The organism is Streptococcus mitis, assembly GCF_003942775.1.
Taxonomy (GTDB): domain Bacteria; phylum Bacillota; class Bacilli; order Lactobacillales; family Streptococcaceae; genus Streptococcus; species Streptococcus mitis_CN.
Genome location: NZ_RJNX01000009.1, coordinates 42,981 through 64,825, shown reverse-complemented (window position 1 = coordinate 64,825; position 21,845 = coordinate 42,981). Strand labels below are relative to the sequence as shown.

General features: G+C 38.9%; 16 protein-coding genes. All 16 read right to left on the bottom strand.

Going from position 1 to position 21,845, the window contains the following annotated elements; all coding sequences use genetic code 11:
* A partial coding sequence (locus D8848_RS09925) for a sialic acid-binding adhesin (protein WP_125450671.1) occupies nucleotides 1-3,287 on the bottom strand: 3,287 nt, incomplete at its 3' end.
* Between the two features lie 293 nt (nucleotides 3,288-3,580).
* Nucleotides 3,581-9,562, bottom strand: a complete 5,982-nt coding sequence (locus D8848_RS09920; RefSeq protein WP_125443748.1) for a ZmpA/ZmpB/ZmpC family metallo-endopeptidase — start codon at nucleotides 9,560-9,562, stop codon at nucleotides 3,581-3,583.
* A gap of 2 nt (nucleotides 9,563-9,564) precedes the next feature.
* Complete coding sequence (locus D8848_RS09915; RefSeq protein ID WP_049521452.1) at nucleotides 9,565-10,128, bottom strand: TIGR01440 family protein; 564 nt, start codon at nucleotides 10,126-10,128, stop codon at nucleotides 9,565-9,567.
* A gap of 114 nt (nucleotides 10,129-10,242) precedes the next feature.
* Nucleotides 10,243-11,934, bottom strand: coding sequence for a cache domain-containing sensor histidine kinase (locus D8848_RS09910; protein WP_125443746.1), 1,692 nt, complete (start codon nucleotides 11,932-11,934; stop codon nucleotides 10,243-10,245).
* Nucleotides 11,931-12,668 carry a response regulator transcription factor gene (locus tag D8848_RS09905; protein WP_125443745.1) on the bottom strand — a complete coding sequence of 246 codons (738 nt, stop codon included), beginning with the start codon at nucleotides 12,666-12,668 and terminating at the stop codon, nucleotides 11,931-11,933. The genes D8848_RS09910 and D8848_RS09905 overlap by 4 nt, the downstream gene beginning before the upstream one ends.
* Nucleotides 12,669-12,738: 70 nt before the next feature.
* The gene (gene msrB, locus D8848_RS09900; RefSeq protein ID WP_125450670.1) at nucleotides 12,739-13,851 is read right to left on the bottom strand and encodes a peptide-methionine (R)-S-oxide reductase MsrB; all 1,113 of its coding nucleotides are present in this window, start codon (nucleotides 13,849-13,851) and stop codon (nucleotides 12,739-12,741) included.
* Between the two features lie 9 nt (nucleotides 13,852-13,860).
* Nucleotides 13,861-14,424, bottom strand: a complete 564-nt coding sequence (locus D8848_RS09895; protein ID WP_125443741.1) for a redoxin family protein — start codon at nucleotides 14,422-14,424, stop codon at nucleotides 13,861-13,863.
* 13 nt (nucleotides 14,425-14,437) lie between these two features.
* Complete coding sequence (ccdA2, locus tag D8848_RS09890) at nucleotides 14,438-15,148, bottom strand: thiol-disulfide oxidoreductase-associated membrane protein CcdA2 (RefSeq protein WP_125443740.1); 711 nt, start codon at nucleotides 15,146-15,148, stop codon at nucleotides 14,438-14,440.
* Between the two features lie 164 nt (nucleotides 15,149-15,312).
* Nucleotides 15,313-15,864 carry a GNAT family N-acetyltransferase gene (locus D8848_RS09885; RefSeq protein WP_125443738.1) on the bottom strand — a complete coding sequence of 184 codons (552 nt, stop codon included), beginning with the start codon at nucleotides 15,862-15,864 and terminating at the stop codon, nucleotides 15,313-15,315.
* Between the two features lie 57 nt (nucleotides 15,865-15,921).
* Nucleotides 15,922-16,746 (bottom strand): ammonia-dependent NAD(+) synthetase, encoded by an 825-nt coding sequence (gene nadE / locus D8848_RS09880; protein ID WP_125443737.1) that lies wholly within the window; start codon nucleotides 16,744-16,746, stop codon nucleotides 15,922-15,924.
* The gene (locus D8848_RS09875) at nucleotides 16,743-18,203 is read right to left on the bottom strand and encodes a nicotinate phosphoribosyltransferase (protein WP_125443735.1); all 1,461 of its coding nucleotides are present in this window, start codon (nucleotides 18,201-18,203) and stop codon (nucleotides 16,743-16,745) included. Before D8848_RS09875 ends, nadE begins: the two co-directional genes overlap by 4 nt.
* Before the next feature lie 115 nt (nucleotides 18,204-18,318).
* Nucleotides 18,319-18,807 (bottom strand): DUF6773 family protein, encoded by a 489-nt coding sequence (locus D8848_RS09870; protein WP_070842509.1) that lies wholly within the window; start codon nucleotides 18,805-18,807, stop codon nucleotides 18,319-18,321.
* Entirely contained in the window at nucleotides 18,797-19,006 is a 210-nt protein-coding gene (locus tag D8848_RS09865; RefSeq protein WP_001107500.1) for a helix-turn-helix transcriptional regulator, read from the bottom strand. Before D8848_RS09865 ends, D8848_RS09870 begins: the two co-directional genes overlap by 11 nt.
* 383 nt (nucleotides 19,007-19,389) lie before the next feature.
* Nucleotides 19,390-20,118 (bottom strand): ABC transporter permease, encoded by a 729-nt coding sequence (locus D8848_RS09860; protein WP_049543346.1) that lies wholly within the window; start codon nucleotides 20,116-20,118, stop codon nucleotides 19,390-19,392.
* Nucleotides 20,119-20,133: 15 nt separating this feature from the next.
* Complete coding sequence (locus tag D8848_RS09855; protein ID WP_080977898.1) at nucleotides 20,134-20,979, bottom strand: ABC transporter ATP-binding protein; 846 nt, start codon at nucleotides 20,977-20,979, stop codon at nucleotides 20,134-20,136.
* A 382-nt stretch (nucleotides 20,980-21,361) separates the two neighbouring features.
* Nucleotides 21,362-21,772, bottom strand: coding sequence for a GNAT family N-acetyltransferase (locus D8848_RS09845; protein WP_080983321.1), 411 nt, complete (start codon nucleotides 21,770-21,772; stop codon nucleotides 21,362-21,364).
* Nucleotides 21,773-21,845 lie beyond the last annotated feature (73 nt).

Genomic DNA, 21,845 nt, shown 5'->3' with positions numbered 1-21,845 from the left:
ACATCGTCTATTGCTTTTTTAGCTGCTGGCTTAGCTACNGNNGTTGGAGTGACTGAGTCTACACTTGTTGCCCCATCATTTTTTGCTTGAGTAACTGCATCATTTGTTGTTGCGTTATCGATTGCTGTTTTCGCTGCGTCTGCTTTCGCTTTTGCATCTTCCTTAGCTTTTGCTTTCTCTTCAGCTGTTAAGTCGTTGTTCGCATCGATTTCTGCTTCCTTAGCTTTAAGCGCATCGTCTATTGCTTTTTTAGCCACTGGCTTAGCTTGCGCTGTTGGAGTGACTAAGTCTACACTTGTTGTTCCTGCAGTCTTAGCTTGTTCTACCGCATCGTTTGTTTTTGCGTTATCGATTGCTGTTTTCGCTACGTCTGCTTTTGCTTTCGCGTCAGCTTTCGCTGCAGTTTTCTCTTCGTCTGTTAAGTCATTGTTTGCATCAATCGCTGCTTCCTTTGCTTTTAACGCTTCGTCGATTGCTGTTTTTGCTTCTGTTTTTGTTTGACTTGCTTGCGGGTTAACACTTTCTACATCAGCAACACCTGCTGTTTTAGTACTATCTACAATTGCATCTGTTGTCGCATTGTCGATAGCTGCTTTTGCCGCTGTTGCTCTTGCTTGTGCATCTGCTTTTGCTACTGCTTTTTCTTCAGTTGTTAAATCATTTCTTGCATCAAGTTGTGCTACTTTCGATCTCAGCGCGTCTTCAATTACTTTCTTAGCCGCTGGTTTCGCTACCGCTGTTGGCGTTACTGAACTTACACTTGTTGTTCCTGACGTTTTGGCTGAGTCCACTGCTGCGTTTGTTGTCGCATTATCAATTGCTGTTTTCGCTACAGTTGCTTTTGCCTGTGCATCTGCTTTTGCTGCATTCTTCTCTTCTGTTGTTAAGGCATTATTTGCATCGATTGCTGCTTCTTTCTCTCTTAAAGCTGTATCGATAGCTGCTTTTGCCGTATCTTTCTTAGTGGATACAGGATTGTCATTGCTAATCGCTGTTGTTCCTGATGTTTTGGCATTATCTAATGCAGCTTTTGTCGTTACCGAGTTATCATTAATCGCTGTTAAAGCTTTCGTCTTATCGGCATTAACTTTTTCGATTGCAGTGGCTTTTTCTTCTGCAGTAGCATTTGTATTCGCATTAATCTCTGCAATCTTATCTTCAGCAGCTTTGTTAACTACATCAATTGCAGGTTGTTTATTTAAACTTGTGAACTCTGATAAAGGTTTTGTATCAGTTGAACCATCTTTATAGGTCACAACAAGATTTCCATTAGCATCTTTTGTAATCGTAGAAATTCTTGTTGTTTGATTATCGACAGCTTTTCCTCTCTTGCTTGTAAGATTTGCATCATCGTTAGTTTGAGAGTATTCGATTTTTACTTTTTCCTTAATTTTTTCGAATTCTTCTTCAGTTACATTCGCAGGGTCTACGACACTCACTGTTCCTTCTGGAGTCTTAATATCATATTTTGATGTTTGATTTTTTACAAGAAACTCTACATAACCTTCAATTTTTTGACGTTCTGCTGGATTAGTAGTTGCATTGATTCTTCCGTTGAAAGGTGCACTTTCTCCGTTGTTGTCGTCTTTTGCAACGATAACACTTGTCCACTTTTGACCATCTCTTAAGTTAGTAGTTCCAGTCATTTTAATTGTTGCTGTTTTCTTATCTTCAGAAACAGTACCTTCTCCACTAGTAACTGCACTATCAACAACATTTCCTACTGCTAAACCATAACTAGTTGCGTTATTGTAGTTAACGTCACCAGGACCACGAAGTTTTAGATCTTTAATCTTAGATTCATCCGTTGCAGTGAATGTTAGATCTGTCTCTTCTCCAGAATAGATATAAATATTTCTGTTCGCTTCGTTTGAATATGGCAGATTAACAGTCGGAGGAGTATTTTTTCTAACTATCTCTCCTACTGGTTTCGTCTTCGTAGAGCCGTCTGTAAATGTAACAACAATGTTATTCCCAACGATATTAACCGATTGGATAACGTCCTCAGGATGTTCTACCAAAGTTCCACGTTTATCAGCAAACCTTGCATCTTCGTTCGTTGTTGAATATTCTAGTTGAATACTATCTTTGATTTTTTGCAAGTCTTCTGCCGTTGGATTTGTTAAACTACTTACAGAAATTTTTTCATCTGTAGGTTGAGATCTTAGGGCGTATTTTTTAGATTGAGCTTTTAATACTAAGTAGAAATACCCTGGATCTGTAATACTATCCCCTTTTTTAAGATTTTCTCTACCTTGGTCATCAACTACCTGAACATAACGAGTACCAATGTTTAATGTTTGGGTTTCTTGTTTTGTATAATCTCTGTGTTTTTTCAGCACATCATTTGGACGACCCGTAATGACGATTTTTGCAGGATTTGCTTGACTCGCATCCGATGTTACTCCTGCTGTTTCCGCTCGGTTTATTACCCTAGCTGTGAATCCAAATTCAACATCCAAGTCATTATCCGTACCTGCAACATTAGGAAATCTTTGTCGTGATCCTTTCTTAATAGTTGCATAGCGAATCTTTCCTGTTTCGGAATATACTGGAATTTCTAATGAGAAATGCTCTTCATTATAGATATAGATTTTCTTCTCAGCTGGAATCGAGAACGTGAAATCTACCTTTGGATCTTGATTGACAGCTGCACGGAATGTAGTATCTGCTTCAATCTTACTTCCATTACGGGAATCATTCGCTCCTGTATTTTCAATCGCATTTGATTCTGATGCTTTCTCAGTATTCTCAGCTTCGATACCAACTGTTTCTTTACCCTCAGTAGTATCTGTTGAGACAATTTCTTTTTTCTCAACCGGCTTATTTCTTAGTTTTGAGTTAACAGCAGTTACTAGTTTTTGATAGGCGTTCGTCAACTCTTCTTGCGTGCTCGCGCTCGCTAATGTCGCTTTTGCACTAGCTAACTCAGCAGCTAGACTCGCTACACTTTCCTCAGTCTTATTGGTGTAGGCTCCACTCGAAATCTTACCTTCAATTTCACCAACATAATTTGCAAGTTGATTTTTATATAATTCTGGTTTACTGATTTTTGACTCACTCTGGTTTTCAGCCTTATCCCCACCTTCTCGAGCCAACTCTATTTTACTAGAAGTCTCTTCAGTTACTTTCAATTGATCCGCAGAAACTGCCCCATTTCCTAAAAACATTAAAAAGGCAGCAACCGCTACACTCGCTGCACCAAAACTATATTTACGAATGGAGAAACGCACGATCTTTTCTTTTTTCTGATTCTCAAGGGACTTAACAGTAATCTTGTTCTTCATTTATAATAACTCTTTCTTTCTCAGCATTATATTATATTGATTTTTATATATATTTATAAAACACTATACCATTAATTTTATAATTTTTAAGCTATTTTTGCAAGTTGTTTGAACGATCTCACTATCCATAAAATAAAGAATTACTTCCCACTTCAGTTACTTTTTAGAAAACTAATTTAGATTCATTTTTTCAATAATTATGCTTGTAATTTAACAACCAAAGACTTTAAAAACATAAAAAAGGCAGATTCAGACAAAGCTGATCTACCTTTTTATTATTTTCTTACTATTGATTATGCTTTAGTGAATAAATCACCAGCAAATCCATTAGATTTTTGTAAGAGTTGTTTATAAACTTTCTCTTTCAGACCAACTGTATTTCCAAATCCATTCGCTTTGAGATCTTTTTCAACTGCTTCATCAAACAATTCTTGAAGCCTTGCATAAGTTGAAATTTTCTCACCATTAATTTCAATTTCAACAAAGCCTTTTTGAGCTTTCTCATGTACTTCATGGTACCAAGCAGTTTTCCATTCTTCTAAGTTTTGGAATCTTCCATTTGAAACTTTCTTAATGATGAAATCATCTCCAACATAACCATTGTTCTCTTTCTTAGCAGCATCTTTATATTTATTAGAAGCGTATCCTAAGAAACCATCGAGATAACCAAAGTAACCCCACATACGGAATGTATTATGTTTAAATGAAATAGAACCTACAGTACTTCTACTTGTATTACCACCATAGATACCTGCCATCATATTAACGGTTTGATAAGCAGTGTCGAAACCTTCTGAACGATAACGTCCATTACCAGGCATTCCATGCTTAGTAACAAAGTTATTGTTTACCAATTGATCAATCGTTGTCAACTTCATGTTTTTCTCTTCATCATTTAAATCACGAAGTTTATCCCATTGATGTGGTTCACCTTTTAGACTGTTACGATCAGCATTCGAACGCCATTCTCGATCCATTTTCTTGAACCACTTATCATTGGTTCCTTCATTTTTCTTAATGACCGCTTCAGCTTCTAAGTAATCAAGCATCATCATTGATTCATTATAGTTCTTCATGTAATGGTCAATCTTCTGACGACTATCTAGCATATTAGGATTATAGTTATACCATTGATTACCATCATTTTGACGTTCATACGCCATGTTTAATCCTAAGGCACCATATTCACCATTTGGATTTGAGACTGATGGTGATTGTAACATACCTTGAGCAAAGGCTTCAACGTCTGTTCCTTCACGGTGACGCCAAGTTCCTAAGTAGGCCATACGGTCATTGATGTGAGTTGTTTCGTGAGTGAATGCAGATGTACCAAAATCACTAATCATGCTAGAGATGATGTAATATACAGCCTCTTGTGGTTGTGGATTTTGGAAGATATAAGCGTATGCACCCATTCCATTGTATCCGTGCCACTTATCAGTCGGACCATAGAATTCACGAATTGGAGCAAAATCACCTTTCTTCGTATGTCCCATACGGTCAACCCATCCCAAACCTGGTACATCATGGTTATCCCAAATTGCAGATGGTACCATATTTTCACTCTTAAGAAGATTATTTCGTACATTATCTGCAGCAAGTCGTGACCAGAAGTCTAAATAATTGATTTGTTCTTGCGCACGTAAATCAACTTGCTTCTTGAACGCTTCACGTTCTTCTGCTGTGTTCTTACCGTATTTCTCAAATGAACTAAACGCAATGGTATTATAGGTCGTAATTAAGATCATATGCGCTTTCTTCAGATTCAGAAGTGGTAGAATATAACGTCCGTGATGTCCATTATTAATTACTTCATACAATTTATGTTTCTTATTCGCAAAATCAGGATTTGATGATTTTTTCTCAACAACATAAGCGTTATCTGCAATGTTGTTCTTGAACCAAGTATTCATATCTGTTTCACTAGTGAATAATTCCATGTTGTACTTCAGGAATTCGTGTAAGTTAGCTTTACCAGTAGCACTTGCAAGAGCTCTGTTAAATGCATCGTGTGATTGATCACCTTTTAGATTGTTACCATTTGAAGCGAAGCTGATTAATCTATCAAGTACGTTAACGTTCTTACCGTAGAAATCAGGTTTGAAGGTCATCATATTTTTGATATTTAATCCGTCAAATTTAATTCCATAGTATTGGTTTAAGTAAGCCAGAGCTAACATGATTTTAGCTTTGTTATCTTCAACTTTTTTAATCAATGCACGTTTAGCTGCTTCGTCCGTATTTAATTGATGGTCTTCATTTTCAACTAAAGCTTTAACTAAAGCATCAAGATTATCTTTAACTTCTTTGAAGCTTTCCTCCATGTATAACATCTTAGGATTGTTATTAATCTTACGAACTTCATCTGAATCAAGTTCAACAGAAGCTAATTTAGCTTTGATACCATTAATCAAATTTGCACGATCTTTAACAACCATGTTTGGTGTATAGACAACATCACCTAATCCTTCAATACTATATTCACGAACTTGTTGAACCTTAGATTCTTTTTGTGTAATAGCCTTAATTTCTTTCGTCTTATCAGCGTAATGAATAATAATATGGTCAGCATCTGATAAGTCGGTCACAAATTGTCCATCTTTCATACCTGTAACAGATAAAACTTCTGTATTTAGTAATTTAGAATCTGCAGGAATCTTATTACCTTGATTTACAATCCATTCTTTGTTGTAGAATGGTTGAAGTTTTTCAATATTACGGTAAGCAAGTTCACGAGATACGTCATAATCTTGAGTAGATTTGTAAGTATCTGCTTTTGCTGCCTTATGGTTTAACTTATCTACAAAATGTTCAGTTATTGTATATTCATGTGCAGTAATTCCCATTTTAGCAATTCTGGCATCAGCTTCTTCTTGGGAAACACCCTTCCAACGACTAGAGCGAGAATATGATTGTTTACCTTCACTTACACCATTGACGAATACATTATTATTTCGAACCCAGTTTGCACCAAAGTAATCATCATCCTCTGCATCACGAGAACCGTAAAGAATCTCACCACCATTCTTCACTTTCATCATGGTAACGTTATTTTCAGCAAGCCCCCACGACCAATTAGAATGAAGCAGACCACCTGTTTCAAGAGGTTCTTTCACATCAATCGTACCTTTTGCCACGGAATTCTTCAGACGTCCCCATGCACTAACGTCCATTGGGTTATCACCGTGATTCAATTTAGCAACCAGGCCACCGACTTTAGCTTTATTCCCTTTAATATATGCATCAATGTAAGAGTTGTCTGTGTTACTTCTCCAGCTTTCGCTAACAAGGCCACCAGACCACCATCCTGCATTACCTACACTTGTAATGTTACCAATAAAGGCTACATTACGCATATTGGATTCATCCAGTTTATTGACCATACCAGTAACATCATTGTTACCTACTACGTTACCTGTCACTTTAATATTTTCAATCGTTGACTTTTTAAACATATCACCAAGCGGTGCTGTCTTATTAGCCCAAGGCATGTTGATATCGACATTACCTAGATTGAAGTCATGAATATGAGCGTTTTCAACTCGGTTGAATAGTGGACGCGCTAGGTTATGAATTGTAAAGCGCTTATCCCCATCACTAGACAACTTACCTTTAAACGTTCCTGTTACATACTGTTTACTTGGTGTTGGAACATTGGCAGCATTCAAATCTGCACCAAGTTTAAACTCACCAGTTGGGTCTTTTTGCATATCCTCAATGAGTTCTTTAAAGTTGTAATAGACATTTCCAATCTTTGGTAATTGTTTTTCAAAGTAATGTACATACTCTTCGCTTAGTGTATCATCAGCTCTACGTTGAACTAAGTCTGGAGCTTTTGCTACAACTTTGTACAATGTTTTTCCATCAACAACAACTTCTTCAACAGAACTTACCGCAAGTCTTGTTGTTTTGTTATCATGAGTGGTTACACGCAAATATAAGGGAGCAACATCAGCTGGTTTTTCTGTAAGCAAACTAGTATCTGTTTCGTTTCCATCAGCGTCCACACTCATCAAGCTTGTTTCTTTGATATTTTTGATTTCAACTTTTTTAAGGTCTAACTGAATTTCTTTATCTTCTAATGTTTCAGTTTCTAGGCCTTCTCCACGATCATAAACCATTGTAGTAGATAGAGTGTAACCTTGATAATATTTCAATTTGTCTAAAGTAGCGTTTAAATTATTTTCAGCTACCGTTACTTCTTTAACAACTTGTCCAGTCTTATCTTTCAGAGCTACTTTAATCGATTTGATTTCTACTCCAGCTGGCTTAGTCAATGTATAACTAGCTGTAGCACTCTTCTTCAAGACATCTTTTTCTGTTTTAGCCCATTCTAAGGTTGGTTTTCCTAAACCTTTTGTACCATTCTTAATAATTTTATCTTGAGGTGCTTGAAGAACTGTTTCTTCTACTGTTGGAGCTTCATTTGTTTTTTCTCCACGAATCGTTTTATAGGTTTCAGTAATTTGTTTCTTACCGTTTACACCTTCTTGAGCTACCTGTCTTGTTCCGCGTTTTAAAGTGTCATCTTCTTGTTCTTTTGTTTCAAAAGGAATGACTTCTTCTCTTGTTTCAACTGTTGTTCCTTCAAGTGGTTTCGTTCCTTTTTTAACGACTTTAGAAACGGCAGGAGTTTTCACTTCTGTAGTTGTAGAAAGGACTTTATCTGTTTCTTCACCTTCAACTGTTTCGTAAGTTGTTTTCGTAACTTGGATACCTTTAGAACCAGGGGTTTCAACTACTTCTTCATCCACATATTTTGTATCGTCTGGAACTACTTCTGTTGTGAAATCTAATTCACTTTCGGTAGACTTCTCAACTGTACCTGTTGTTACTTTATATTCTGGTTTTACTTCTTGTACTGGTGCTTGACCTTCTTGACCAGGTTCTTGAGTTCCCTTTGTTGAAACTGGTTCTTTATATTCAGGAAGTTTTGGCTGTACTAAAGCTTGGCCTTGCTTCTCGCCTTCTTTTACTTCTTGAACACCTTTGGCTTCATGATACTCTGGTAGTTCTGGTTGCGTCAGAGCTTGTCCTACCTTACCTTCTTCTTGAGTTCCTTTTACTTCAACTGGAGCCTCTGGCAATTCAGGTTGTGTTAAGGCTTGGCCAGCTTTGCCTTCTTCTTGGGTGCCTTTTGCTTCTACTGGAGCTTCTGGCATTTCTGGCTGCGTTAAGGCTTGACCTGCTTTGCCTTCTTCTTGCGTACCTTTAGCTACTTGGTGAGTTGGTTCAGCTTGCGGTACTGGAGTTGGTGCAGGTTGCACTTCTTTCTTAGTTCCGACTGCAATGACTTGCGACACAGGATTTTGAACAACTTGGTCTTCGATGACTTCTCTAACTTCTTGACCATTGACCACCGAAACTTTGGTTACAAGGCGACGCTGACCATTTACTCCGGCTGTGACGATACGCGTTTGTCCTTCTGCTAGATTCGCATCTGGGCTTGTCACCGTTTCAAAAGGAATCTCCACCAGGCTCTCTTCCTGTCTTGTCTGAGGTTTCTCAGAAACTGGTTTTTCTTCAACCGCAGGAGCAACTAGAGTCTCTACTACAGGTTTTTCAACGACAGTTTCCGGAGCAACAGCAGGTCTTTCTTGAACGACTTCTGTTTTCTCGATTTCTTTTGAACTTTGCTTTTCCACTGGCAACTGAGGCTGTTCAGCTGAAGCTGGTCTTGATGGATGGAGTTCTGCTTCCTTGAAGTAACCAATGTATTCATAGCCATCAATGTGAATAATCCCTTCAGCTAAACCTTCATGTGTAGAAGCTGAAATAGTTTGGTTATAAGAAAGTAATTCTTTATTTTCAAACGCAAATGTCCCATAAGGTACAAAGGTGCTAGCTCCTAAAGAACTAATCAAGAGAACACCTAGGACTTCTTTACGACCTTTTTTGGACACCAAAAAGACTGCTAGAGAAGCCGTTGCCAAGCCAAGGCCTGCTAGAGCTAGCTCCTTACTTCCTGTGTATGGAAGTTGTTGACTGTTAGTTGCCTTCTTGCGATAAACTACATATAGAATATCATCATCTTGAAATTCTGTAGGAACCTCATGGTGAATCAGGGCTTTTTCAGACTCAGTCAATTCCTGCTCCGCCAAATAACGGTAATGAACGCTATGAGCTCCGCCAACTTCATTGGCTTGTACCTTATCTACTGAAAGGGTACTAGCACCAAAAAGGAAGGCCCCGATGGCTACAGGACCTACCCCAACAGTTAGCTTACGAATTGAATATTTGGTAATTTTTTCTAGTTGTTGTTTTGTTTTTCTCATTCTCACGACTTTCTAATAGAATCTTGTGGATAATGCGCACGCGCACCTCCTATTAATTTTGGACGACTAGCTAGAGCCGTTACGTGGGCATGCCCAATCTCTCTCAAAAGAGGGCGAATCGGAACCTGAACATGCTTGACATGCATGCCAATTGCAGTATCTCCGATATCCAATCCAGCATGAGCCTTGATAAATTCAACCTCAACTGGATCCTGCATAAACTTGAAGGCTGCCAACTGACCTGAACCTCCTGCATGAAGAGTCGGAAGGACACTGACGATTTCCAGACCAAACTGCTCTGCCACCTGACGTTCAACGACTAGGGCCCGATTGACATGTTCACAACCTTGAACAGCTAGATGAATTCCTTTTTCCTCTAGGATATCTAGGATGGTCTTCACAATGATTTCCCCAATTTCTTGGCTGGATTCCTTACCAATCTGACCACCTATCACTTCACTAGAAGAAAGGCCCAAAACAAAGATAGATCCTTGCTTCAAATTGGCCTTTTCTAACACATCTTCTACAATCTGGCTTGTTTCTCTTTGAATGTCTTTTTCCTTCATACTTGATACCTCTTTTGTCATTATCTATCATATCGTTTTTTCTTGTTTTTAGCAAGATAGACAACCTAGAAAGCTTGCCCAATTACGCATAAAACTCCCAGAATTAACTGGGAGTTAGCTAGTTTCTATTCTATTTATGTATATTTCAACCGTTGTCCCTTTGTCGGGTGCAGAATCAATCTTCATCTGATAATCTTCTCCAAAATGAAGTTTAAGACGCTGGTCAACATTTTGAAGACCAACTCCCCCACGTTTGAGCTGACTTTGACTACTATAGCCAGCATTTTGAAAGCCAACACCATCATCTTCAATGCGGATGACTAGTCCTCTATCCTGTTTCTGGACAGAAACTCTAATATGTCCCTGACCTTCCTTCTCCTTGATGCCATGGTAAAGAGCATTTTCCACCAGAGGTTGTAACACTAACTTGGGCAAGACTAGGTTATCAAAGGCAGGATTTTCATCAATTTCATATTCCAGCTTATCCCCATAGCGTTGTTTCTGGATAAAGAGATACTGGCGAACATGATTGATTTCATCAGAAAGAGAGAGCAAATCTTTACCCTGATTGAGCGCCAAGCGGAAGTAGGTAGCCAAGGACTTGGTCACTTGCACCACTCTCTGACTATCCTGAAATTCAGCCATCCAGATGATGGTGTCCAATGTGTTGTAGAGGAAATGGGGGTTAATCTGGCTCGACAAGGCTTGAAGTTCATACTGACGGGTCGTTTCTTCCTGTTTGCGCACATCTGCCATCAGCTGATCAATCTGATCCAACATGGCATTAAACTGACGAGTCACTTCTCTCAGTTCATAGGCACCAGCTTCTTTGGCACGAAGATTTTGAGCACCAGAAGCAATTTCCAACATGGTTTCTCTCAAATCCTTCAAAGGGGCAATCCAACGCTTGAGACTGAACCACACTAAGCAGAGACAGGCAAGAAGAGAGGTGACACTGGCCCCAAGCAAGGTCCACAATAACTGACTCCGAACTTGAGATAATTTTTCCAACGAAGAAACTCCTATAACCGTCCAATCAGTTCCTTCAATCTGTTCCTGACTGACGTAGGATTTGTGGTCCAGAGTGTAGCCCTGCCCTGTCTCAATATAGGGTTTCATAGCCTCCATTTCGCTAGATGAACTATAAACTGTGTGTTGAGGATGGTAGACAAATTCATGGTTTTCATTAATGATAAAGGCAAAGCCCTGCTGACCCAACTGGAGTTGGTTAAGATAGGCTTCCAGAGTTTCATAAGAAATATCCAAACGAAGCACGCCAAGATTGGCTCCCTTTGCATCAACAAGTTCCTGAGTAACAGAAATAACCCACTGACTGTCCGATTTACGAGCTGGTGTTAAAACTGGTTTAGCCCCCTGATGAATGGCCTTTTGGTACCAATCCTCAGCCATCATATCTGATGAGGTTTTCATTTGTACACTATCATCTGTAGAAATGACCTGACCAGATTTGGTGACCAGTACCACAGCTTTCAAGTCCTGGTCTGCCTTTAAGATGGTCAAAAACAAATCTCGAATCCCCTTTACCTTATCTTGACTAGGATTCTCAGCATAGGCTAGGACATCCGTATGCTTGGTCAAACTGGTAGAGGTGGTTTCTAATTTTTTGATATAAGACTGAATAAAGTGGCTAGTTTGGCTAATGGTCGTTTGGCTATTGCCCTCAATGCTAGCCTCAATGGCTGAGGAACTAGATCGATAGTAGAAAGTCCCAACAACAGCTAGGAGAATGAGAAAGACCAGAAAGATGGAAATAACCATTCTGACTAAAAGAGAAGAACGCTTCATCTACCTTCTCCCTTCTTAAACTGACGAGGAGTCACACCTGCAATCTGTTTAAAACGTTGGGTAAAGTAGTTCATATCTTCAAAACCAACCTTTTCGGCTATCTCGTAAATCTTCAGATCTGTAGTTAAAAGCAAGAGCTTGGCTTGTTTGACACGCTCTCTCACCAGATAATCCTGAAAAGGTAGGCCCAACTCTTTCTTAATCAAGGAACTCAGATAGGTCGGACTAAAACCTAAGTCACTGGCCAAAGACTTCAAACTAAACTGACTGTCAGCCAGATGAGACTGGATTTTCTGAGCAATATTTCCCTCAAAGTTATCAGTCAATAAATCTTGTAACTGCTCTTCCTTTTCTTCCTTGTCTAGTTTTTGCTTGATTTTCCCCAACATTTCCTCAATATCCTGACGAGAAAAGGGCTTGAGCAAGTAGTCATCCACACCAAGTTTGACAGCAGATAAGGCATAATCAAAATCATCGTAGCCCGTTAAAAAGACCAAATGCACCTGAGGATAGGTTTCTCGGACCAGACTGGCCAACTGGATACCATTCAGCTGAGGCATGTTGATATCAGTTAAAATAATGTCTGGCACCTGTTTTTGGATCAAATCCCAAGCCTGCCTTCCATTTTCAGCCTGACCGATGATTTCCATATCGTAGGCTGCTACATTGACCAACTTAGTCAAACCTTGCCTTACCAGATACTCATCTTCTACGATTAAGATTGTATAGGTCATGCTTCTCTCCTTTGTCACTTACTAGTATCAGTATAGCAAAATTCTCCTCTAATTGCTTAGGAAAGCCCTCTTAATCAACATAATCTAGTAAATAAGCATAGCCTTTTTCTTCCATTTGATCTTTAGGAATAAAGCGGATAGAAAGGCTATTGATACAGTAGCGCAAGCCGCCCTTGTCCTGAGGCCCATCCGTAAAGACATGGCCAAGGTGAGAATCTCCAACTCGGCTCCGCACTTCCATGCGCGTCATATTGTAGGACTTATCTTCTTTGTAAGTAGCAACATCTGGACTGATTGGTTGGGTGAAACTAGGCCAGCCACAACCAGACTCAAATTTGTCCTTTGATGAAAAGAGGGGTTCGCCAGTTGCTACATCCACATAGATACCGGATTCAAATTTATCCCAGTAGCGGTTTGAAAAAGCTCGTTCTGTTTGATTTTTCTGGGTAACTGCATACTCCTCAGGTGACAAGGTCTTTTTCAATTCCTCATCACTTGGTTTTGGATATTTGCTGGCATCGATGACGGGGTAGGCAGCCTGATTGACATTGATATGGCAGTAGCCATTTGGATTTTTCTTGAGATAATCTTGATGATAATCCTCAGCCACCACAAAATTCTTCAAGGGCTCCTTTTCAACTGCCAGAGGTTGGTCGTATTTCTTAGCCACCTCATCAAATACTTGGTTAATCACCTCTAAATCCTTGTCATCTGTGTAATAAACACCAGTACGGTACTGGGGCCCCACATCATTTCCTTGTTTATTTTTGCTGGTTGGATTGATAATGCGGAAGTAATGGAGCAAGATTTCCTTGAGGGAAATTTGTTTGGCATCATAGGTGACCTGGACAGTCTCCGCATGACCTGTTTGGTTAATCAATTCGTACTCGGTTGTTTCCCCTCTACCGTTCGCATAGCCTGATACGGCATCTGTCACTCCAGGCACACGTGAGAAGTATTCCTCCACTCCCCAGAAACAACCTCCAGCTAGATAAATTTCATGCAAGTCTGCGTCTTTACTAATTTCTGTTTTTTTCACTGTTTTTCCTCCTTGGCTAACTGATGCTTTCTCAATTTGCGAGCTATCTGTCTGCCCTGCATTTCGCATCAATAGAAAATAGAAACCGGTTATGGCTAGGAAAAAAATCCCTNCCAAGACAAAAAGTTTTACTTTATCATTCATGACCTTTCTCTACCCCATTTCTTTCAATTCTTTTAAAATCATATCCTTATCCATAAAACCTGGTTGCGTTTTGACCAGTTTGCCTTCCTTGTCTATAAAGGCTTGAGTTGGGTAGGAACGGACACCATAACTTTCCAAAAGTTTGCCTGATGGATCAATTAGAACTGGGAAATTTTTATAATCCAAGCCCTTGTACCAGTTCTTAAAATCCATTTCAGCTTGTTCTCCCTTGTGACCAGGAGACACTACTGTCAAGACCACATAGTCGTCTCCAGCATCCTTAGCGATTTCGTCCGTATCTGGAAGGCTGGCTAGACAGATGGAACACCAAGAAGCCCAAAATTTGAGATAGACTTTCTTGCCCTTGTAGTCAGACAAGCGGTAGGTCTTGCCGTCTACACCTGTTAGTTCAAAATCAGCGACTGCCTGACCTTTAGTCGCAGTTTGCGCACTGAGTTGTTCTGTTTTTGTTTGCTCCTTCATAGTAGATTCGTCTGACATGTTTTTAGCCGAACAGGCTGCCAAACAACAGATTGAGCCTACTCCAAGGAGACATGTTTGCCATTTTTTCATTTCTTTTTCCTCTCTATTCAAATAATGTAGTCAAAATGGAAGCATTTCCCAAAAGCACCAAGATTCCCATTACGATAATGAGGAAACCACCCACTTTTTTGAGGGTTCCGAGATAAGGATGGAGTTTTCGGAAATGTTTCAAAACATAGCTGGAGGCGAGAGCTAAAACCAAAAATGGTAGTGCCAATCCCAGCGTGTAAACCAACATGAGACCAGCTCCCTGCCAAGCACCTGAGCCACCTGAAGCCGCCAAGGCCAAAACAGAGCCTAGAACCGGCCCCACACATGGCGTCCAAGCAAAACTAAAGGTCAACCCCAGTAAAAATGCCTGACTATAGCCCTTACCCTTTTGTCCCTGTCTCTGTAGTTGTAGCCTTTTTTCCTTGTAGAGCCCCTGCAAATGTAAGACCTCCATCTGATGCAAGCCCAAGAGAATGATAACCGCACCTGTCACATACTGAAACCAAGAAGCATAAAGCAAATTGCCTAAAAAACCAGCTCCATAGCCCAGTAAGATAAAGATAAAGGATATCCCCGCTATAAAGGCCAAAGTTCGCAATAGACTAACAACTGATATTGAATATTTTCCACTAGAAGCCTGAGAACCATCTTTGTCATCCAACAAGACCCCTGCATAAACTGGTAACAAGGGTAAAATACAAGGAGAAAAGAAGGAAAGAATTCCAGCAAGAAAAACACTGATAAAAAAGATTATATTATCCATTGCCTTCCTCCATTCTTTGATTTGATAGGACTATTATAGCCCCAAAATTTCAGAAAAAACAGGGAAAATGATAGGGAAAAATAGGAATTTAATCATGTTATGTAAAAAATGTTGCAAAAAAAAGCCAAACAAGGTCTGACTTTGATAGAAACTGAAAAGAAAATTCACTCCTCTTCCCCGCTTATCTGATAATAAATAAGGTCCGCAATATAGCCTTTTCGCTCAACCCCATTTGCAACAGTTTTTAGATAGGACATTCCAGCTTTTTCCATGACACGACCAGAAGCTGGATTGAGACTGGCATAACGTGCTCTGACATCTTGAAAACCTGCTTGAGTAAAACAAAAGTCCAATACAGCTGTCAAGGCCTCCGTCATCATACCACGACCCCAATAATTTTTTCCTAAAATATACCCAATTTCACAGCTAGAGTCAATCTCATCCATTTCAACGATACTGATATCTCCTATCACTTGCCCAGGATTTTCTTTGAGACAAATAGCCCATTTGTAATAGTTGGGATTGGTATAGGATGAAACCCAATTTCGAATCGAGTTCCGAGTCACTTCAACATCAGGATGAGGATCCCAGGTGACATAGGTCAGATTCTCAGGAGACGAAGCCCAATTTTGAAACATGGCTTCCGCATCACTCTCCACAAATCTTCTCAAAATCAAACGTTCTGTCTGTATCATTTGCGTACCAATTGCTTTCATAATGTTACCTCGTTTTCTTATTTCTAGGCTCGGGCTAAAAAGGTCCCCCGGACCTTTTTACTCCCAAAAGTCATCAAATACGGTGATTGGTAGGTGGCGTTTGTGTTGGCCTTTGTACCACCAGTTTTCGATTCTTGCTTGGGCTTCTGGGCTGATTGTTTTGCCTTCTAGGTAGTCGTCAATCTCTTCATAAGTGACTCCGAGGGCTACTTCGTCAGCTAGGCCTGGTTTGTCTTCTTCTAGGTCTGCTGTTGGGATTTTTTCATAAAGGGCTGGGTCTGCACCAAGTTCCTGCAAGAGTTGTTTCCCTTGACGTTTATTGAGGCGGTAAAGAGGGAGAATATCCGCACCACCGTCACCAAACTTGGTAAAAAAGCCTGTGATATTTTCCGCGGCGTGGTCTGTTCCAATGACCGCTCCGCTATGGGCACCTGCCAGGGCATATTGAGCAATCATACGGCAACGAGCCTTGATATTGCCCTTGTTAAAATCTGAAACAGGACTACCTGTCGCTTCAACTGTAGCTGTCATAGCATCAGCAGATTCCTTAATATTAACTACCAAGCTGACATCTGGCTGGATGAAGGCTAGAGCTTTTTGAGCATCTGCTTCATCAGCTTGCACTCCATATGGCAGGCGGACAGCGATAAATTTGTAGCTGTCGTCTCCCGTTTCTGCTCGCAGTTCTTCCATAGCTAGTTGAGCCAAACGACCTGCCAAAGTCGAGTCTTGTCCCCCAGAAATCCCTAATACAAAGGTCTTTAGGAAGGGGTGTTTTTTCAAGTATCTTTTTAAGAAATCAATGGAACGACGAATTTCTTCCTGGGCATCAATCACTGGTTTGACACCCAGCTCTTGGATAATCGTTTCTTGCAAACTCATTCTTCTTCTCCTTCACTGAGGGCTTCCTTACGCATTTTGTCAATCAAGTCCATCTTGTCTTGCCATACATCACGCGCCAAATCCACTGGATAATGCTGAGGATTGAGCACGCGCTTGTATTCATCCCAAAGCTTGTCAAATTCCTTACGAGCATAATCCTGAATCTCAGTCAAGCTAGGTAGATTGTAAATCAATTTTCCGTCTTTGAAGATATCCACTAAGAGAGGAACAGCGTCAAAATTACGAACCGTCTTCTTGATGTAAGTATAGGTCGGATGGAACATCTTGATTTCTGTCATGCTGGCAACATCTACGCCATCAAAAGTGATATAGTCTCCTTCTGACTTGCCTTTTTCACGACTGGTAATGCGCCACACCTGCTTCTTACCTGGTGTAGACACTTTTTCAGCATTATTTGACAGCTTGATGGTATTGCGCATCTGGCCATTTTCATCTTCGATTGCAACAATCTTATAAACTGCCCCAAGAGCTGGCTGGTCATAGGCTGTAATCAGCTTAGTTCCCACGCCCCAGACATCAATCTTGGCCTTTTGCATCTTGAGGTTGAGGATGGTATTTTCGTCCAAATCATTTGAAGCATAAATCTTAGCCTCTGTAAATCCAGCCTCGTCCAGTTGCTGACGGACTTTCTTAGAAATGTAGGCAATATCCCCAGAGTCAATCCGCACACCCATAAAGTTAATCTGGTCACCCAGCTCACGCGCCACCTGAATAGCAGCTGGCACACCGATACGAAGGGTGTCATAGGTGTCCACAAGAAAGACACAATTTTTGTGGGTCGTAGCGTAAGCCTTGAAGGCCTCATAGTCGTTACCATAAACCTGCACCAAGGAATGGGCATGGGTCCCCAACACAGGAATGTCAAAGAGTTTACCTGCACGCACATTGCTGGTTCCATTGGCACCACCAATCACCGCTGCGCGTGTTCCCCATATAGCCGCATCCATTTCTTGAGCCCGACGTGTCCCAAACTCCATCAAGGGTTCATCTTCAATGACTGAACGAATACGTGCTGCCTTAGTAGCCACCAAGGTCTGGTAGTTAACGATGTTCAAAAGAGCTGTTTCGACCAACTGACATTGGGCTAGAGGGCCTTCCACCTGCACAATCGGTTCATTAGCAAAAACCAAGTCCCCTTCTTGGGCAGAACGAACGGTCAACTCCAACTTGAAATTGCGGAGGTAGTCCAAGAATGCCCCATGATAGCCTAGAGACTCCAAATAGGCAATATCACTATCTGAAAAACGTAAATCTTCAAGATAACTCACAATTCTTTCCAAACCAGCAAAAACCGCATAGCCGTTCTTAAAAGGCTGTTGACGGAAATACACCTCAAAGACCGCCTTCTTATTGTGAATCCCTTGGTCAAAGTAAACCTGCATCATGTTAATCTGGTACAAGTCCGTGTGCAATGTCAAACTATCATCTGGATACATACTTTTCCTACTTCCTTAACTAGAAATACATGAAAATTTTCAAGAACTTTCATGTATTCCAATAAATTAGTACTATTATAACACATTTTAGCTGGATTGAGAAAAGAGTAACAAGTTATTCACCACTCTCCAATTCATCCATATCTTGTTCAAACTTTTTCTGAGCCCATTCGCCATAGCTCTTCAGACCAAGATTGCCGATAAAAACCCAAGGAAGGTAAATAACATAAGTAATTGCCCAAGCAGACAGGTATTTAACATTCAAAGGATTGTGCTGATAAATTTCTATGTTGAATTGATAATTCTGTAACATCAAAAGAGCCGTAATAGCCAAGGTTAGTAAAAAACAACCCAAAATCGTAAAATGAAAACGACTATAGTAGGTCACTCCCAGATAACGAGCACGATTGAAAAAGAAGAAAATTCCTACTATCAGAGTATAGACTAGAAAATTCGGATTAAAAATAGAGGGAGCTAATACAGCCACCAAATAGCTTAGAAGCACAAGCCCAATGAAGAGGGTAAAGGATTCCGCTCCAGCTTTATTGATTAGTTGTTCTTCTCTTTCGTCAAGTAATTGATAATGAATAAATTTATTTACCATCTTCTTCCTCCCAAAATAGTTGATCTAAGGTTTTCCCTAAACATCTGCAAATGGACTGGCAGAGCGAGAGACTGGGATTGTATTTCCCTGCCTCTATCAAACCAATAGTCTGGCGTGTCACACCAACAGCCTCTGCCAGTTGACCTTGAGTTAAATCAAGCTCAACCCGAGCTAATTTTAATTTTAAATTTTTAGCCACCTGCGTCCTCCTTATAGTTTTAATACTCATCTACTCTTAAAAAATCCAAAACTAACACAAGCTGTCAGCTATTTATTATAACCTCATTAATTAGCACTCCAATATTATCTTCAACCTAAAATCAGTATGTTGGATTGTTTGAAATAAACTTCCTAGTTTACTCTTTTATTTTTGTTTAGTATTAGCTTTAGTAGAATCTTTTAAACGAGTTTTTATTGCTTGTACTTCTTGTTTAGTTTAGTTGGTTTCATATTACTATTATATAATGCTTTTGGAAATGAGTCTAGTATAAGTCAAAAACGTGGTGAACAGCAAGAGAAGGAGCATACCAAGATGACTGATTTTTTGCTGGTTTTAAGTATGCAAAATAATACTAAACGAAACTAAAATGAATACTTCTTGCTTTTCTTGAGAGTGAAAAAGTACAATAAAATGATTGTAGTGATTACCACAAGATACTGACTAATAGACATCGTATTTGAAGCCACAAATACAGGTAAAGAATAAAAAGGAAGAAGTTCAATTGCTTTGATAAACAAATCATTACTAGTATTCATCATAATCGTATTTAATATATTAGGGATAAAGAGTAGTAAAGCAACTAAAATACCAAATATCAAGCCACTTTTCAATTTGTATAAATAGAAAATGTAAGATAATAGAAAATAAAATAGGACTAACAAAATTGTATTGACTACAATAGCTACTATAAAATCTAATCCTAAATCACCTGGAACACCCAATTTACATACGATGACTAGTAGCACAATGCCATTCAAAGCATAAATAATAGAAACTGAGATGGCATATAGAAAATTAGACAAGACGTAAATCATCCGATTTTTCTTTTGATTATAAAATAAACTGATCGTATTGTTAGAAAAATCCCTGCTAATAATTCGGTTAGCATGTATAACAGCCATTAACATACCGAGCATAGCATAAAAATTTGAAATATGCTTAATACCAAGTGATGTCCCTTGAGTCTTTAGAATAAAGAATGTAACCAGTATCGGCGGTATAAACGAGATAATCAATCCGAGATATATTACGCCTGATGAATATAAATCTCTTATATTTTCCTTAAGAAAATTCAATTTATTTAATTTCATGATTATAACCTTCCTTTATTTTGAACGATTTAGATAAATATCTTTAAGCGTCTCTTTTTTAGTTTCAAAATCAACTACTTTAATAGAGTTTTCGTTAAAAAATTTAAAAAGCTCACTACTTTGAATATTCCCAGACATAGTAATTTTCAGTCCCTCTTCCTGAACAATATCCCCAAATTCTTGTTTGGTAAGGAAAATGTCTTTATCTGTAGCTGATGAAAAAGCTATCTCAAACAAGCAATTATGTCTATCTTTTCCTACTTTTTGGAATGTCAAAAGCCCGTTCTCCAAGAAAAGGACCCTCTCACAAATTTCTTCAATATCTTCTAATTTATGACTCGATATTAAAATTCCCACATTTTCATGTAAAGCTAAGTTTTTTAGAACTGCTAAAACTATTTGTGATGATTCAATATCTAAACCATTAGTCGGTTCATCTAAAATCAATATATCAGGTTCCGTAACGAGAGTTAGAAGCAAAGCTAATTTTTGTTTTGTACCTAAAGAATAGGTCTTTACTTTTTTATTAATAGACTGAGTCAAATCTAACTCTTGGATCAAACTTCCAAATCTTTCTTTATTGTAGTCAACACCATATAAATTTGACAAATATTTTAAATTCTCTAAACCTGTTTTAGATAAAAATAATTTTGGTTCTTCGATTAAATACCCAACATTATCACTACTTATAATATTCCCTGAAGTCGGTTGATTATTCTGAACAAGAATTTTCATCAATGTACTCTTGCCAACTCCGTTTCTCCCTACTAGACCAACAATTTCACCCTTATTAAGTGCAAAATTTATATCTTTGAGAATGATTGAATGAGCATAATGCTTACTTACATTTATAACTTCCATTTTTTATTCCTCCATTAACATTCTTGGTTTTCTCTTTGATTCTCATTAATTTTAAAAAGTTGCGCCTCTTTTTAACAACATTATATCATATATCTAACTTAATGCAATATATAAATGTCATTTTGTAAAATTTTATTAACAAAAAACTCTCTACCACCTAAATGATAGAGAGTTTTCTGCTTATTCAATTTTCTCAAAACATCTACAGCATCGTAGGATTTCACATCTAATGTCTTAGCTACGACTGTATTGTCCTCAATATCGTCTAGAAAGACACAATTTGTAGATTATAACTGCTACTTATCGATAGTTACTCATATCCATTAGTCCACCTCCATACTTATGTCAAGCCCCCTCTTTACTTTATGATTTCATATTCTCCTTACAAATCTTTTTGGTAATAAAATCTTTTTCCTGTGTAGGGATAGTCTTGTAAGGTAAAAACTTCCTTGTAGCCATGCATTTTATAAAAATCTGGAGCTTGAAACTGGTAAGTATTGACAAAAGCAAAACGACAGTTTCGATTCTTAGCTTCAGTTTCTGCTTGCTGCAATAGGTTTGAACCGAGTCCTTGCCCTCTCAGTTCTTCTTTTACAAATAAATACTCGATTTCTAGCCAATTTCCAAAAGTCTCTGCTATCAAACCTGCCATGAGATTGCCCTTTTCATCTTCGACATAAAGATTAAGTGGCTCACTTTCAGCCTCTTCTCTTTTTGAACGGTTATAAACACGAATCAGATTCCCTATTTCTTGTGATTTATGGGATTCCTTATTTTCCAATCTAAAGTACATCTAAACCTCCTTAAACACTGTTACAGCTTGATTATAGTCTTATTTCAATAGACTGTCAAACTAGCAAAAACTC